This window comes from Bradyrhizobium sp. WSM1743, from assembly GCF_000473065.1.
In the GTDB taxonomy this organism is placed as follows: domain Bacteria; phylum Pseudomonadota; class Alphaproteobacteria; order Rhizobiales; family Xanthobacteraceae; genus Bradyrhizobium.
Genome location: NZ_AXAZ01000004.1, coordinates 166,606 through 181,591 on the forward strand (window position 1 = coordinate 166,606; position 14,986 = coordinate 181,591).

Sequence of the window (14,986 nt, forward strand, 5' to 3'; positions counted from 1 at the left end):
TTCACTTGCCCTTTGCCAATGAACAGCTGGCATCACGGCATTACTGGGAGGACTTCATGGATCGCAGGACCGTATTGAAGGGACTGGCCGGCGCGGGCAGTCTGGCGTTGACGGGTGGCCTGTCGGCCCCGGCGATCGCCCAGGGTGCGGCGGCACGCACCCTGCGTTTCGTGCCGCAGGCCAATCTCGCCAATTTCGACCCGATCTGGGGCACGCAATATGTCGTGCGCAATGCCGCCGCGATGGTCTGGGATACGCTCTACGGCATCGACGCACAGCTTCAGCCGCAACGGCAGATGGTCGAGTCCGAGGAAGTGACCGACGATGGCACGACCTGGACGTTCAAGCTGCGGCCGGGGCTCAAGTTCCATGACGGTGAGCCGGTGCTGAGCAAGGACGTCGTTGCAAGCCTGACGCGCTGGTCGGCGCGCGATCCCATGGGATTGATGATCAAGGCGCTGCAGCAGGAGCTCACCGCCGTCGACGACCGCACCTTCAAATGGGTTCTCAAGCAACCCTTCCCAAAGATGCTCTATGCGCTGGCCAAGAACAACTCGCCGTGCGGCTTCATCATGCCGGAGCGCATCGCGCAGACCGATCCGTTCAAGCAAATCACAGATTATGTCGGCTCCGGGCCGATGAAGTTCGCCAAGGGCGAATGGGTGCCCGGCGCGAAGGCGGTGTTCGAGAAGTTCACCGATTACGTGCCGCGGCAGGAGAAGGCGTCGTGGCTCGCCGGCGGCAAGCAGATGCAGCTTGATCGCATCGAATGGATCGTGATGCCGGATCCGGCCACGGCCGCCGCTGCCTTGCAGAACGGCGAGGTCGATTGGTGGGAAAACCCGATTGCAGACCTCGTTCCAGTCCTGAAGAAGAACAAGAACATCAGCGTCGACATCGGCGATCCCCTCGGCAATATCGGCTCGTTCCGCATGAACCATCTGTTCGCGCCCTTCAACGACGTGCGGGCGCGGCGCGCGGTGCTGATGGCGCTGAGCCAGGAAGACTATATGCGCGCGATCGTCGGCGACGACACCGCGCTGTGGAAGCCGCTGCCCGGCTTCTTCACGCCGGATACGCCGCTCTACAGCGAAGTCGGCGGCGAGATCCTGAAAGGCAAGCGCGACTTCGATGCGGCCAAGAAGCTGCTCGCAGAGAGCGGCTATTCCGGCCAGCCGGTGACGTGCCTCGTGGCGCAGGACCAGCCGATCACCAAGGCGCAGGGCGACGTCACTGCGGACCTCCTCAAGAAGCTCGGCATGAATGTCGACTTCGTCGCCACCGACTGGGGCACGGTCGGCTCCCGCCGCGCGCAGAAGACGCCGCCGGGGCAGGGCGGCTGGAACATGTTCCACACCTGGCACGCGGGCGCCGACTGCATCAATCCGGCTCCCTACACCGCCATTCGCGCCAATGGCGACAAGGCCTGGTTCGGCTGGCCCAACAGCCCCGGTACCGAGAAAGAGGTCGCGTCATGGTTCGAGGCCAAGAACCTCGACGAGGAGAAGGCCGCCATCGGCCGTCTCAACAAGGCGGCGCTCGATGACGTCGTCTATGCGCCGACGGGCTTCTTCCTGAGCTATACCGCGTGGCGCAAGAACGTGTCCGGCATCACCAAGGGGCCGCTGCCGTTCTTCTGGGGCGTGTCGAAGTCCGTATGATCGTGCGCTGAGGCCAGATGCTCTCCTACATCCTCCGTCGTATCGTCGCGACCTTGCCGGTGATGGCAATCGTCGCGCTGTTCGTGTTCAGCCTGCTCTACATCGCGCCGGGTGATCCGGCCGTGGTGATTGCGGGCGACCAGGCGAGCCCGGAGGATGTGGAGCGCATCCGCCAGAGCCTCGGCCTCGACCGTCCGTTCCTGATCCAGTTCGGCAGCTGGGTCTGGCGTATACTGCACGGCGATCTCGGCACCTCGATCTTCACCAACCTGCCGGTCTCGGCGATGATCGGGCAGCGTCTCGGACCGACGCTGTCGCTGATGATCGTCACGCTGCTGCTCACGATCGTGGTGGCGGTGCCGCTCGGCGTGGTGGCGGCCTGGAAGGCCGGCAGCCTGATCGACCGCGTCATCATGGGGTTTGCGGTGTTCGGCTTCTCGCTGCCCGTCTTCGTGGTCGGCTACATGCTCGCCTATATCTTCGCGCTCGAGCTGGAATGGCTGCCGGTGCAGGGCTACACGCCGCTCAGCTCAGGCTTCTGGCCGTGGCTCGAGAACCTGATCCTGCCGGCGGTTGCGCTCGGCTGCGTCTATATCGCGCTGGTGGCGCGTATCACGCGGGCAGCCATGCTCGAAGTGCTGCAGCAGGACTATATCCGCACCGCCAAGGCCAAGGGCCTCGGGCAGGGCGGCATCCTGTTCATTCACGCGCTGAAGAACGCGGCGGTACCGATCGTCACCGTGATCGGGATCGGCATCGCGCTGCTGATCGGCGGCGCGGTCGTGACAGAAAGCGTGTTCGCGATCCCCGGCCTCGGCCGCCTCACGATCGATGCGATCCTGCGCCGTGACTATCCGGTGATCCAGGGCATCGTGCTGCTGTTCAGCTTCGTCTACGTCCTCGTCAATCTGATGATCGACGTCGTCTATACGCTCGTTGACCCGAGGATCCGCTATTGACCGACACCACCGTCAATCCGCAATCGCTTCCAGCCGGCCTCGTCGTCGCGCCGCAACTGCCGGAGATCCTCCGGCCGGTCAAGATCCGGCGCGGCTTCGTCGGCCTCTTGCGCGGCCATCCGACGGTCGCCATCGGCGGCGCGCTGCTGCTGACGCTCGTTCTGATCGCGGTCTTTGCGCCTCACCTCGGCACGGTCGACCCGACGGCGCTCGCGCCCGCCAAGCGCACACGGGCGCCGTCGGCCGATTTCTGGTTCGGCACCGACGTGCTCGGCCGCGACGTCTATTCACGCGTGTTGTTTGGAGCACGGGTCTCGCTCACGGTCGGCCTGTCGGTCGCGATCTTCGCGTCGGCGGTTGGCCTCGCCATCGGCATGGTCTCCGGCTTCATCCGCTGGGCCGACGGCATCCTGATGCGGTTCATGGACGGCTTGATGTCCATTCCGCCGATCCTGCTGGCGATCGCGCTGATGGCGCTGACGCGCGGCAGCGTCGGCAACGTGATCCTGGCCATCACCATCGCCGAAATCCCGCGCGTCTCGCGCCTCGTGCGCAGCGTCGTGCTGTCCTTGCGCGAGCAGCCCTATGTCGATGCGGCCGTGGCCTGCGGCACGCGCACGCCGATGATCATCCTCCGCCACATCCTGCCGAACACAGTGGCGCCGATGCTGGTGCAGGCGACCTATATCTGTGCCAGCGCCATGATCACGGAGGCGATCCTGTCCTTCATTGGCGCCGGCACGCCGCCGACCATTCCGTCCTGGGGCAACATCATGGCTGAGGGCCGCGCGCTGTGGCAGGTCAAGCCCTACATCGTGTTCTTCCCGGCGGCGTTCCTGTCCGTCACCGTGCTCGCCGTGAACCTCCTCGGCGACGGCCTTCGCGATGCGCTCGACCCGCGCATGGCCAAGAGCCTCTGATGGATCGAGGCTGACCACGATGGCGCTGCTCGAAGTCGAGAACCTCCAGACCCATTTCCGCACCCCCGGCGGCATCAACCGGGCGGTCGACGGGGTATCCTTCCATGTCAACGAGGGCGAGACGCTCGCCATCGTCGGCGAATCCGGCTGCGGCAAGTCGGTGACGTCGATGTCGCTGATGCGGCTGATCCCGGAGCCGCCCGGTAGGATCGCAGGCAGCATCCGCTTTGCCGGCAGGGATCTCCTGAAGCTGTCCGATCGCGAGATGCGCGCGATCCGCGGCAACGACATCTCGATGATCTTTCAGGAGCCGATGACGAGCCTGAACCCGGTGCTCACCGTCGGCCGCCAGATCCGCGAGACCTTGATGATCCATCAGGGCCTCGACAAGCAGGCGGCGGAGGCGCACGCGGTCGAGATGCTGACACTGGTCGGTATTCCCGAACCGAAGCGGCGCGTCGGCGAATATCCGCACCAGCTGTCCGGCGGCATGCGCCAGCGCGTGATGATCGCGGTTGCGCTGGCGTGCAATCCGAAGCTTCTCATTGCGGACGAGCCGACCACCGCGCTTGACGTGACGATCCAGGCGCAGATCCTGAAGCTGATGCTGGACCTCAAGCGCCGGGTCGGCGCCGCCATCATCCTGATCACCCACGATCTCGGCGTCGTCGCTGAAATCGCCGAACGCGTCATGGTGATGTATGCCGGCCGCAAGGTCGAGGAGGCGCCGGTGGCCGAGCTGTTCCGTTCGCCGCGCCATCCCTATACGCAGGGCCTGTTAGGTGCGGTGCCGAAGCTTGGGTCCTCGCTCGCCGGGACCGCGACGCGGCTTGCCGAGATTCCCGGGCAGGTGCCTGACCTCCGCAAGCCCATTATCGGCTGCGTCTTCGCCGGCCGCTGTGCGCTTGCGACCGATCTCTGTCGCCAATATGCGCCGGGGCTCGAGGAGAAGGGCCCGCGCCACGTCGCCGCCTGTCATTACGCCGCCAAGGGAGCCGTCGCGGCATGAGCCCTCCGCTGCTCCAGGTCAACGACCTCAAGAAGCATTTTCCGGTCAAGACCGGCCTGTTCGGCCGCAAGTCCGAATTCGTCTATGCGGTGGACGGCGTCTCCTTCGAGATCGCGCGCGGCGAGACGCTGTCGCTGGTCGGCGAGTCCGGTTGCGGCAAGTCGACGGTCGGCCGCGCCATTTTGCGGTTGTTCGAGATCACCTCGGGCCAGGTCATCCTGGATGGTCAGCGCATCGACGACGCACATCCGAGCACGATGCGGCAGATGCGCCGCCGCGTGCAGGTGGTGTTCCAGGATCCGTTCTCGAGCCTCAATCCGCGCATGCGCGTGCGCGACATTCTCGCCGAGCCGATCCGCAATTTCGGCCTCGCCAAATCCGCCGAGGATCTCGAGGTCCGCGTCACCGCGCTGATGGATACCGTGCGCCTGCCGCGCGAGGCGCTGAACCGTCGGCCGCACGAATTCTCGGGCGGCCAGCGTCAGCGCATCGGCATCGCGCGCGCGCTCGCGGCCGAGCCCGAACTGATCGTCTGCGACGAGGCAGTGTCCGCGCTCGACGTCTCAGTCAAGGCGCAGATCGTCAACCTGCTTCAGGACCTCCAGCGCGAGTTCGGCCTGGCGCTGTTGTTCATCAGCCACGATCTCGCCATTGTCGAGCACATGACGCATCGGGTCGCAGTGATGTATCTCGGCAAGATCGTGGAAGTGGCACCGCGCCGCGAGATCTTTGCCGCGCCAAGGCATCCCTACACCAAGGCGCTGCTCTCTGCTGTGCCGCTGCCAGAGCCCGGAGCACAGCGCAATCCCATCATTCTTAGGGGTGACGTGCCGAGCCCGATCAACCCGCCGAAGGGATGCCGCTTCCACACCCGCTGCCCGTTCGTCTTCGACCGCTGCCGGACCGAGGAGCCGGCGCTGCGCTCGACGGGAGCCGAGCAGTGGGTAGCCTGTCATCTCGAAGAGCCGCCGTAGGAGCTCAACCCTGCCGGCGCATGAAGCCCGTGATCGTGACCTTTTCCCAGATGCCGGCCGCGGCAAAGGGATCGGCGCGGTTGAAGGCTTCGACCTCGGCGCGGCCCGGTGCCTCGATCAGGAACAGGCTGCCGATCATCGTCTCGCCGTCGTCGGAGACCAGCGGTCCCGACATGACGATCTTGACGCCGAAGCGCGAGGTATCGCTCAGGAAAGCCTTGTGGGCGTCATAATTGGCAAGCCGGGTCGGCAGCGCGCCGGTGCGGTCGACGGCGTGAATGGCAAACAGCATGATGTTTCCGTTTCTTGCTTCAGTTCTTGGGACGGCCGCAGGAGCGGCCGTCCGGACTCGTGGTGCTCGGCTTATTTCGCGCCGAGCTTGCCGGCCTCCTCGAAGGTCGGGCAGGTCCGCTGCTCCAGCGGCACGTCGAACGGCCCGTAATTGTCCTTGGTGATGACGGTCGGCTTCAGCACGATCTCGTTGATGACTGGCTGATTGCGCAAGGAGCGGATCGCCATCATGGTGCCGAGGCAGCCTTGCGCGAATCCGTTGTAGTCGCCACTCGCCAGCAGCTTGCCGGACTTGATCGCGTCGATCGCCTCCTTGGTGCCGTTGATGCCGATCACCTGCGCCTTCCGGTTGGCGCCGTCGAGCGCCTCGATTGCCCCGACCGCCATGGCGTCGTTGGCGGCGAGCACACCGTCGATCTGCGAATTCGACTGCATCAGATTCTCCATCACCTGGAGCGCCTGGAGTCGCTGGTAGTTGCCGGGCTGCGAAGCCAGGAGCTTGGCACCCGGGCTTTCCTTGAGCGCGTCGTTGAAGCCGCGGACGCGGTCGACATTGGTCAGCGAGCCCTTGACGCCTTCGATGATGACGATGTTGCCCTTGCCGCCGAGCGTCTTGAGCAGGAAACGCGCCGTCTCCAAGCCAAGGCTGTAATCATCGGCGCCGACGAAGGACAGGAACTTGCCGCCAGCAGAACGGTCGGTGATGTTGACGACGGGGATTTTGGCCTCGTTGATCTTCTCGACGCCCGGCACCATCGCCTTGTAGTCGACCGGCGTGAACACGATCGCGCTCGGCTTCTTCACCACGACGTCCTCGATCTGGCTGAGCTGCTCGGGGATGCTGTCGGGCTTGGTCGGGATGTATTGCAGCGTCTTCGCGTTCAGCGTCTTCGCCATGTTGTCGGCGCCGACCCGCACCGTCTGGAAGAACGGGTTGGTCTGGTTCTTGGTGAAGACAGCGATGGTCTCGCCGTCAGCACGCGCTCCAGTGCTGAACGCGGCCGCGATCAGCAGCGGCAGCGCCAGATAGCCCAGTTTACGTTTCATGTTGCCTCCATCCCTCATTTTGCTTGTTGGAACTCTAGGAACTCATTGCGCACGGCGGCGGGTCTTCATGTCGAGCCAGACCGCGAGAATGACGATGACGCCGGTGACGAGCGGCTGCCAATTGGCGCTGACCGACAAGAGGTTCATGCCGTTCAGCACCAAGGTCAGGATCAGCGCGCCGATGAAGGTGCCGAACACGGTGCCGACGCCGCCGAACAGCGAGGTGCCGCCGATCAGCACGGCCGCGATCGCCGGCAAGGTCAGGCTCTCGCCGATATCGGCCTCGGCTGAATTGAGCCGCGACAGGAAGATGATCGAGGCGAGCCCGGCCATGGTGCCTGATACCGCGTAGACCAGCAGCAGTCGACGCGCGACGGGAATGCCTGACAGCCGAGCTGCGACCGGATTGGCACCGATCGCGTAGATCTCCTGACCCCAGATCGTCCGCTGCGCGAACATCGTCCCGATCCCGAGGAACACCAGCAGCAGATAGACCGGGATGGGCAGGCCGAACAAATAGCCGCTGCCGATCTGGCGGAAGCCGGCGGGAAAGCCGTGCAGGGTCTCACCCGCCATGTACCAATAGGTGAGGCCGTTCAGCACCCACAGCATGCCGTAGGTGGCGATGAAGGAGGGGATGCGGAGCGCGGTGACCATGATGCCGTTGAGCAGGCCAACGATGCCGCCGCAGGCAAGCCCGGTGAGGATGCCGAGCGCCGGCGAGCCGGTCTTGTGGATCACGGTGCCGGCGATGCAGGCGGACAGCGCGACATTGGCGCCGACCGAGAGGTCGAGGCCGGCGGTCAGCACCACGAGCGTGAGGCCGGAGGCGATGAAGAAGGTCAGGCTCGCCTGCCGGAGCACGTTGAGGATGTTGCCGAGGCTCAGGAAGGAATCGCTGAGCACGGCGAGCACCGCGCAGATCAGCAGCGCCGCGAGCAGGCGATAGAACAGCTGGACCGCGTCCTGCGAGAGGAAGGAGCGGGGCGGCGCGATGGCGCCCTTGGTGATGTCGGTCATGCGCGGCTCCTGAGGCCGTCGAGGAACAGGGCGACGATGACGAGCACGCCGGCGCTTGCGACCTGCACCGAGGACGGCAGCGAGATCAGGTTCAGCCCGTTGCGCAACACGCCGACGGAGAGGACCCCGAGCAGCGTGCCGAGCAGCCAGCCATTGCCGCGCTCGAACGAAGTGCCGCCGACTGCGACAGCCGCGATGGCATCGAATTCGAGGCCAAGGCCAGCGGTCGGGTGCCCGGAATTCATCCGCGCGGTCATCAACAGGCCAGCGATGCCGGCCATGGCGCCGCCGATGGCGTAGACGGCGATCAAGAGCCGGTTCGGCGACAGGCCAGCATAGCGCAAGGCTTCGCGGTTGCCGCCGAGTGCAAAAATATAGGTGCCGAAGCGGGTGTAATAGAGCAGGCCGTGAAAGGCCGCGTAGGTGACCAGCGCCATCACGATCGGAACGGGAATGCCGAGCAGCGTCGCCGAATAGATGTCGCGCACGCTGTGGGGAATGCCCACCACGCTCTGGCCGTCGCTGACGATCAGCGACAGGCCCTGCGCCATGCCGAGCGTGCCGAGGGTCGCGACGAAGGGCGGAATGCCCAGGATCGCGACCAGCCAGCCATTGGCGACGCCGAAGGCCGCGCCGACCAGCAGGCCGGCCCCCAGGCCCAGCAACATCGATTTCGTGGCGAGCGAGACGATGGCGACGCAGAGCGAGGTCAGCGTCAGCACCGCGCCCATCGACAGGTCCAGCCCCTCGGTCATGATGATCAAGGTCATCGGCAGCGCGAGCATGGTCAGGATGGTCGACTGCACCAGCACGTTGGAGAGATTGGCGACCGACAGGAAGCCGGGTGCGATCGCGCTGAACAGCGCGATCAGCAGCACCAGCACCATGGCAACGCCGGGAATGCGTTGCAGCGGATTGGGCTCCGAGACGACCGCGGCCTCACGCATGATGCATCCCCAGTCGCACGATGTTCTCCTCCGTCAATTCGCTGCGTGTCAGATGTCCGGCGATGCGCCCCTCGCACATCACATAGGCGCGATCGCAGACATGGCAGATCTCGACCTGCTCGGACGAGATCATCAGGGCCGCCGCGCCTTCGGCGACGAGGCGGTCGATCAGCGCAAAGATCTCCGACTTGGCGCCGATATCGATGCCTCGGGTTGGCTCGTCGAAGATGAAGAGTTTTGAGCCGGCCGCCAGCCATTTGCCGATCACGACCTTCTGCTGGTTGCCGCCCGAGAGCAGGCCGACGGTCTGGCGTGCGCTTGGCGTTGCGATGCGGAGCTGCCGGATCAGTCCGTCGGATGTACGCTGCGCACTGCGTTTGTCGAACAGGCCGCTCGGGAACAGCTTCCGCAGCGCCGACACCACCAGATTGTCGCTCACCGAACGCAGCAGCGCGAGCCCTTCACTCTTGCGGCTCTCAGGGATCAGCGCGATGCCGCGGCGGGCCGCAAGGTCGGGCTCGCCGGAAATGCTCTTGCCGTCGAAGATGATCTCGCCCGATGTCACGGGATCGGCGCCGAAGATGGCACGCGCAACCTCGCTCCGGCCAGAGCCGACCAGGCCACAGAGCCCGACGATCTCACCCCGGCGCACCTCGATGTTGATATCGGAGATGCCGGTCGATGCGCTCAGGCCCTTGACCTCGAGCAGCACTTCGCCCGGCTTGTCGGCAAAGTTGCGCGGATAGGTCATGTCGACGTTGCGGCCGACCATCATGCGGACGAGCTGGTCCGGCGTGACGTCGGCAGGCCGGACACCGTCGATGCGGCGGCCGTCGCGCAGCACAGTGATGCGATCGCCGAGCGCAAACACCTCGGCCATGCGGTGGGAGATGTAGACGATCGAAACGCCATCGGCCTTCAGCCGCGCGATCAGCGCGAACAGCAGCTCGGTCTCGCGGTCCGACAGCGCCGCGGTCGGCTCGTCCATCACGAGGATGCGGGCATTCTGGCTGATCGCCTTTGCGATCTCCACCATTTGCTGCTGTGCCACACCGAGCTTGTCGACGGTGGTGGAGGGATCGATGTCGAAGCCGATGGTGTCGAGCACGCGCTTGGCGTCGGCCAGAATTTTGCGGCGGTCGATGGTGCCGGGGATGCGGCCCTTCGGCTCGCGTCCCAGGAATATGTTCTGGGCGATATCGAGATAGGGGACCAGCGAGAATTCCTGGAAGATCACGGCAATGCCGAGCTTCTGCGCATCCGCGGTCGAGGAGATCGCGACCTTCTCGCCCTTGTGGTAGAACTCGCCGGCGTCCGCGCGGTAGGCGCCGCACAGCACCTTCATCAGGCTCGACTTGCCGGCACCGTTCTCGCCCAGCAGCATGTGGACCTCGCCGGGGTAGACGGCGAAGGACACGTCGTCCAGCGCTTTGACGCCTGGAAATTCCTTGCTGATGCCGCGCAGCTCCAGCAGCGGGGTGGGCGAGGTGACCTCGATCGGAAGCGCGTCGCTCATATCTTGGCTCCGCTCGCAAAGATCTTTCCAGGGTTCATCAGTCCGATCGGGTCAAGCGCGGTCTTGATCTGCCGCATCACGTCGACGGCCTCGCCGAGCTCATCGGAGAGATAATCGATCTTGCCGAGCCCGATGCCGTGCTCGCCAGTGCAGGTGCCGTCCATGGCGATGGCGCGGGCGACCATGCGGGCCTGCAGCGCCTTGGCGGCTTCGGCCTCCTCGGGCTTGGCCGGGTCGATCAGGATCAGCATGTGGAAATTGCCGTCGCCGACATGGCCGACGATCGGCGCGGTAAAGCCGTGCTCGTCAGCGTCGCGCCGCGTCTCGGTCAGGCATTCCGCCAGCCGCGAGATCGGGACGCAGACATCGGTGATCACGGCGCGTGCGCCCGGCCGCAGGCCGAGGCCGGCATAGAGCGTGTTGTCGCGGGCGTGCCAGAGCCGGCTGCGGTCTTCCTGCGCCTTCGCCCAGGCAAAGCCGTGACCGCCATGGTCGGCGGCGATCGCCTGCGCAGCCTCGGCCTGTTCGGCGACGGAGGTTTCGGAGCCGTGGAATTCGAAGAACAGAGTGGGGGCCTCGCGATAGCCGAGCTTTGCGTAAGCGTTGATGCCGCGCATCATGACGTCGTCGAGCAGCTCGATGCGGGCGACGGGGATTGCGGACTGGATCACAGAGATCGCAGTGTCGACGGCGTCGTGCAGGGTGTCGAAGCTGCAGACCGCGGCCGAAATGGCCTGCGGCACGGGGTGGACCTTCAGCGTGATCTCGGTGATGACGCCGAGCGTCCCCTCCGCGCCGACGAACATGCGTGTCACGTCGTAGCCGGCCGCCGATTTCCGCGCCCGCCGGGCGGTGCGGATCACGCGGCCGTCGGCCAGCACCACCTCCAGCGCCATGACATTGTCCTTCATGGTGCCGTAGCGCACCGCCATGGTGCCGGAGGCACGGGTGGACGTCATGCCCCCGATCGAGGCGTCGGCGCCGGGATCGATCGGGAAGAACAGGCCGGTGTTGCGCAGTTCGGCATTGAGCTGCTTGCGCGTGATGCCGGGCTGCACCACCACATCCATGTCGCTGTCGTGCACCGCAAGCACCTTGTTCATGCGCACGAAGTCGAAGCAGACGCCGCCGGCGACCGCAGCCGCATTGCCTTCGAGCGAGGTGCCGGCGCCGAACGGCACGATCGGCATGCCTGCGCCAGCGCAGAGCTTGACGATCTCGGCCACCTCCTGCGTCGTCTCGGGAAAGACGACGATGTCTGGCGGCAGGTTGCGATAATGCGACTCGCTCTGCCCGTGTTGATCGAGCACGCCGCGCGCGACGCTCGCGCGCGGGCCGATCATGCCGGTAAGGCGCTCGGCCAATATGCTCGTGCTGACCCGCGGTCCCATCCTCAGCTCCCGTCTGCTCCCTATCGGACTCTTGTTGGTCCGTCGTCCAGCTTAAGCGGCTCTCGCGTTGCTCGCGAGCTGCTTCAAGCCGAAATCGTAGCTGAGATGAAAATAATCGCGCTCCACCATGCGACCATCCGGCGCACGGCCGGCCGGCTGACGGACGAACTCGCGGATCAGGCTGTCCTTGACGCCGAACACCACGTCAGAGTCGAGATATTTGTCGCCGGCGACGAACACGTGCGTCACGAGCTGTTCGAAACCTGGCGCCGAGATCATGAAATGCACATGTGCCGGTCGCCAGGGATGACGTCCTTGCACCTCCAGCATCTCGCCCACCGGGCCGTCATGCGGAATAGGGTAGGCCGCGGGCTTGATCGACCAGAAATGGAAGCGGCCATTGCTGTCAGTGTGGAAGCGCGCGCGCATCGCGAGATCGCCGATCTGGTCGAGCTGCTGCACGTCGTAATAGCCGTCATCGTCGGAGTGCCAGACGTCGACGATGGCCCCCGCCAGCGGCTTTCCGTCCACGCTCGAGACCGAGCCGGTGACCAGCATCGGATCCCCTTCCATCGGGCCGGAGATATCCGCGCCGCTGTCCTTCTCCGGCGCGGCCTGGACGAAGAAGGGGCCGAGCACCGTGGTCTCGGTCGCGCCTTCGGGCACCGGATGGTTGATGGCGTCGACCAGCATGGAAACGCCGAGCGTGTCCGACAGCAGGATGAACTCCTGGCGCTTGTCGTCGCACATGTGCCCGGTGCGGGTCAGGAAATCGATCCCGTACTCCCATTCCTTCTGAGTCGGCCGCACCTCGCGGACGAAGGCGTGAAGGTGACGCACCAGCGCCTCGCTGATTTGTTTGATGCGCGGGTCGGTCACGCCCGCGATCCGCTCCAGCACCGCTTCCGTGATCGTGTTTTCGTTGAAGTTACGCATAGGGGCTCCGTTGATCACAGCTTCGGCTCGCCGAGGCCGGACAGCCGTTCGAGATGCTTGACGGTCGCGATGAAGTCGATCTCACCTTCGCCTTGCGCGACCAGCGAGCCATAGGTCTCGCGCACCTGGGCTGCGAGCTGAAGCGGCACGCCGACGGCGTGGCCGGCACCTAAGATGAGGTCGAGATCCTTGGCCATCTGCTTGCAGGAGAAGGTGGACTCGAAGTCGCGGGTCCGCAGCGGCGCGGTCTTGTATTTCACCATGGGCGAGGCGACCGCGCTGTCGTCGAGCACTTTCAGGATGTCCTGCCAGGCGATGCCGCCCTTGCGCGCCAGCGCCAGGCTCTCCGCCATCATCGCCGCCGACACCGCGATCATCAGGTTGACCGAGAGCTTTGCGTAGCGCGCTTCCTCGGCCGGTCCGAGATAGGTCTGGGCGCGGGTGAAGGCCGCGAACAGCGGCTTGGCGCTTTCGAAGGCGTCCTTCGGCCCCGACACGAAGCAGGTCAGCGCGCCCGTGTGCACGATGCTGGCATTGCCGGAGACCGGCGATCGAAGATAGGCAATGCCGCGTGCCTGCGCTGCGGCCGCAACTTCGGTGGACGCCTCGACGCTCACGGTGCTGGTCTCGATCAAGATGGCTCCGGGCGCCATCGCCACGATCAGGCCGGAGGCGCCAAGCAGGGTGCCGCGCAGTGCTACGTCATCGGGCAGGGAGGTGATGAGGGCTGCCTTGCCGTTCACGGCTTCGGCTGGCGAGGCGGCAATCGAGATGCCTTGCGCGCGAGCCTCATCGAGTCGCGCCACGCTCTGGTCGAACGCGGTGACGGCGTAACCCGCCTTGGCAACCAGCACTGACATCGGCAGGCCCATCTTGCCGATCCCGATGAAAGCAACATGCTTCGAAGCGTCTGTCATTGTTCTTGTCCATTGGCGCCGCTAGGCAGCGCGTTCCTGTCGTTCGATGTCCTGCACCAGCCGCTGGCCGGATTGCGCCAGCAGCTCCTTCTTCGCCTCCAGCCCCTCGACCAGCAGCCGTCCGTTCCGCTTCTTCCAGGCGCCGCCGATCATGACCGCCTCGATGTTGGCGAGGCTCGTCTGCATCACGACGGTCGCGACGGGATCGTGCACCGGGACAAGGTTGAGATCGGAGGCGTTGATGATCACGAGGTCGGCATGCTTACCCGGCGTCAGCGAACCGATCTGGTGCTCGCGGCCAAGCATGCGCGCGCCCTCCGTCGTGATCCAGCGCAGCGTCTCGCGCACCGGAATCGTGGTCGTCGCCGGAATGGTGCCGCTCAGTTTGCGCGACTCCGCATTGTCGAGCGCCCGCTGCATCGAGAGCGCAACGCGGGCGGCGGAGAGGAGATCGCCGGCCAGCACGGACTCCAGATCAATGCCGATGGTCGGCCGTACGCCGCGCGCGAGCAGCCGTCCGGTGATCGGAAAGCCATGGCCCTGGATCATCTCGTTCTCGGGCGTCACCGAGAACGACACGCCGAGGTCAATCATCCGGTCCAGCAACTCATCGGGCAGATCGTTGCCGTGAACGACATTGACGCTGGCGCCGACGAGGCCCGCCTCGATCAGCTTCTCCCAGCCGCCGGGTGTCTTGGCGGGACCGCCGCCTTGATGCATCGATGCGATCAGGTTGAGCTCCCGTGCCAGGTGAAAATCATGCATGGCGACGTCGAGCGTCGAATAATGTGGGCCGAGAATGGCCAGCCCCAACGTGACGAGGCCGTCGCGGTCGGCGAGGGGGCCCGCCAGCAGGCGTTCAACCTCGTGGCGCGGATGCGGCACTTCCGAGAAATGAGGCTCGCCCAGTTTCGGCTCGGATTTTGGCGAGCCGTGGAAGAAGGCGGCGCGAATGCCGCTCTCGATCAGGCCGCGCACGGCGGCGTCGGTATGATCGGGCGTCGGATTGTTGTGGCACCAGTCGACCAGCGTCGTGGTGCCGCAATTGATCTGGTTCAGCGCGCCGACGAGAGTCGCGATATGGATGTCCTCGGGCCGGAACACGGTCGCGAGGCCCGCATGCATGCGGCGGAAATATTCAAGCAGCGTCCAGTTCGCGGCAAAGCCGCGCAAGCCCGTCTGCCAGGTGTGCATGTGCGCGTTGATCAGGCCCGGGATGACGATGCGGCCCTTGCCGTCGACGATCTCGGTCTCGGCGGCGCCGCTGCCAAGATCGATCGATGGACGCACCTCAGCGATGCGGCTGCCCTCGACCAGCACGTCGCCGCTCGAGAGGTCGCCGATCGCGTCATCCATGCTGATGACGGTGGCCGATTTGATCAGCGTGCGCCGCATCGC

The 14,986-nt window shown here is 65.4% G+C and carries 14 protein-coding genes; 5 read left to right on the top strand and 9 right to left on the bottom strand.

Annotated features, from left to right (window positions below):
- Positions 1–56 precede the first annotated feature (56 nt).
- Genes YU9_RS0105780 through YU9_RS0105800 form a run of 5 tightly spaced genes read left to right on the top strand, consistent with a single transcriptional unit; the run spans position 57 to position 5,523 of the window.
- Positions 57–1,661, top strand: coding sequence for an ABC transporter substrate-binding protein (locus tag YU9_RS0105780; RefSeq protein ID WP_027571928.1), 1,605 nt, complete (start codon positions 57–59; stop codon positions 1,659–1,661).
- Between the two features lie 17 nt (positions 1,662–1,678).
- Positions 1,679–2,620, top strand: coding sequence for an ABC transporter permease (locus tag YU9_RS0105785; RefSeq protein WP_027571929.1), 942 nt, complete (start codon positions 1,679–1,681; stop codon positions 2,618–2,620).
- Positions 2,617–3,540, top strand: a complete 924-nt coding sequence (locus YU9_RS0105790; protein ID WP_027571930.1) for an ABC transporter permease — start codon at positions 2,617–2,619, stop codon at positions 3,538–3,540. Before YU9_RS0105785 ends, YU9_RS0105790 begins: the two co-directional genes overlap by 4 nt.
- A gap of 19 nt (positions 3,541–3,559) precedes the next feature.
- Positions 3,560–4,549, top strand: a complete 990-nt coding sequence (locus YU9_RS0105795; RefSeq protein ID WP_027571931.1) for an ABC transporter ATP-binding protein — start codon at positions 3,560–3,562, stop codon at positions 4,547–4,549.
- Complete coding sequence (locus YU9_RS0105800) at positions 4,546–5,523, top strand: ABC transporter ATP-binding protein (RefSeq protein ID WP_027571932.1); 978 nt, start codon at positions 4,546–4,548, stop codon at positions 5,521–5,523. Before YU9_RS0105795 ends, YU9_RS0105800 begins: the two co-directional genes overlap by 4 nt.
- A gap of 4 nt (positions 5,524–5,527) precedes the next feature.
- Here the strand turns inward: YU9_RS0105800 and YU9_RS0105805 are convergent, their stop codons facing one another.
- From YU9_RS0105805 to YU9_RS0105845, 9 genes are all read right to left on the bottom strand, one after another.
- Positions 5,528–5,815, bottom strand: coding sequence for a YciI family protein (locus YU9_RS0105805; RefSeq protein WP_027571933.1), 288 nt, complete (start codon positions 5,813–5,815; stop codon positions 5,528–5,530).
- A gap of 71 nt (positions 5,816–5,886) precedes the next feature.
- Positions 5,887–6,861: a sugar ABC transporter substrate-binding protein gene (locus tag YU9_RS0105810; RefSeq protein WP_027571934.1), complete on the bottom strand. Its 975-nt coding sequence runs from the start codon at positions 6,859–6,861 to the stop codon at positions 5,887–5,889.
- A gap of 42 nt (positions 6,862–6,903) precedes the next feature.
- Positions 6,904–7,881, bottom strand: a complete 978-nt coding sequence (locus YU9_RS0105815) for an ABC transporter permease (protein ID WP_027571935.1) — start codon at positions 7,879–7,881, stop codon at positions 6,904–6,906.
- Positions 7,878–8,828 carry an ABC transporter permease gene (locus tag YU9_RS0105820; protein ID WP_027571936.1) on the bottom strand — a complete coding sequence of 317 codons (951 nt, stop codon included), beginning with the start codon at positions 8,826–8,828 and terminating at the stop codon, positions 7,878–7,880. Before YU9_RS0105820 ends, YU9_RS0105815 begins: the two co-directional genes overlap by 4 nt.
- Complete coding sequence (locus YU9_RS0105825; RefSeq protein ID WP_027571937.1) at positions 8,821–10,344, bottom strand: sugar ABC transporter ATP-binding protein; 1,524 nt, start codon at positions 10,342–10,344, stop codon at positions 8,821–8,823. The genes YU9_RS0105820 and YU9_RS0105825 overlap by 8 nt, the downstream gene beginning before the upstream one ends.
- The gene (locus tag YU9_RS0105830; RefSeq protein ID WP_027571938.1) at positions 10,341–11,735 is read right to left on the bottom strand and encodes an FAD-linked oxidase C-terminal domain-containing protein; all 1,395 of its coding nucleotides are present in this window, start codon (positions 11,733–11,735) and stop codon (positions 10,341–10,343) included. The genes YU9_RS0105825 and YU9_RS0105830 overlap by 4 nt, the downstream gene beginning before the upstream one ends.
- A gap of 51 nt (positions 11,736–11,786) precedes the next feature.
- Positions 11,787–12,671, bottom strand: a complete 885-nt coding sequence (locus YU9_RS0105835) for an intradiol ring-cleavage dioxygenase (RefSeq protein WP_027571939.1) — start codon at positions 12,669–12,671, stop codon at positions 11,787–11,789.
- Between the two features lie 14 nt (positions 12,672–12,685).
- A complete protein-coding gene (locus YU9_RS0105840; RefSeq protein WP_027571940.1) occupies positions 12,686–13,588 on the bottom strand; it encodes an NAD(P)-dependent oxidoreductase in 903 nt (300 codons plus the stop codon).
- A 21-nt stretch (positions 13,589–13,609) separates the two neighbouring features.
- Positions 13,610–14,983: an amidohydrolase family protein gene (locus YU9_RS0105845; protein WP_027571941.1), complete on the bottom strand. Its 1,374-nt coding sequence runs from the start codon at positions 14,981–14,983 to the stop codon at positions 13,610–13,612.
- Positions 14,984–14,986 lie beyond the last annotated feature (3 nt).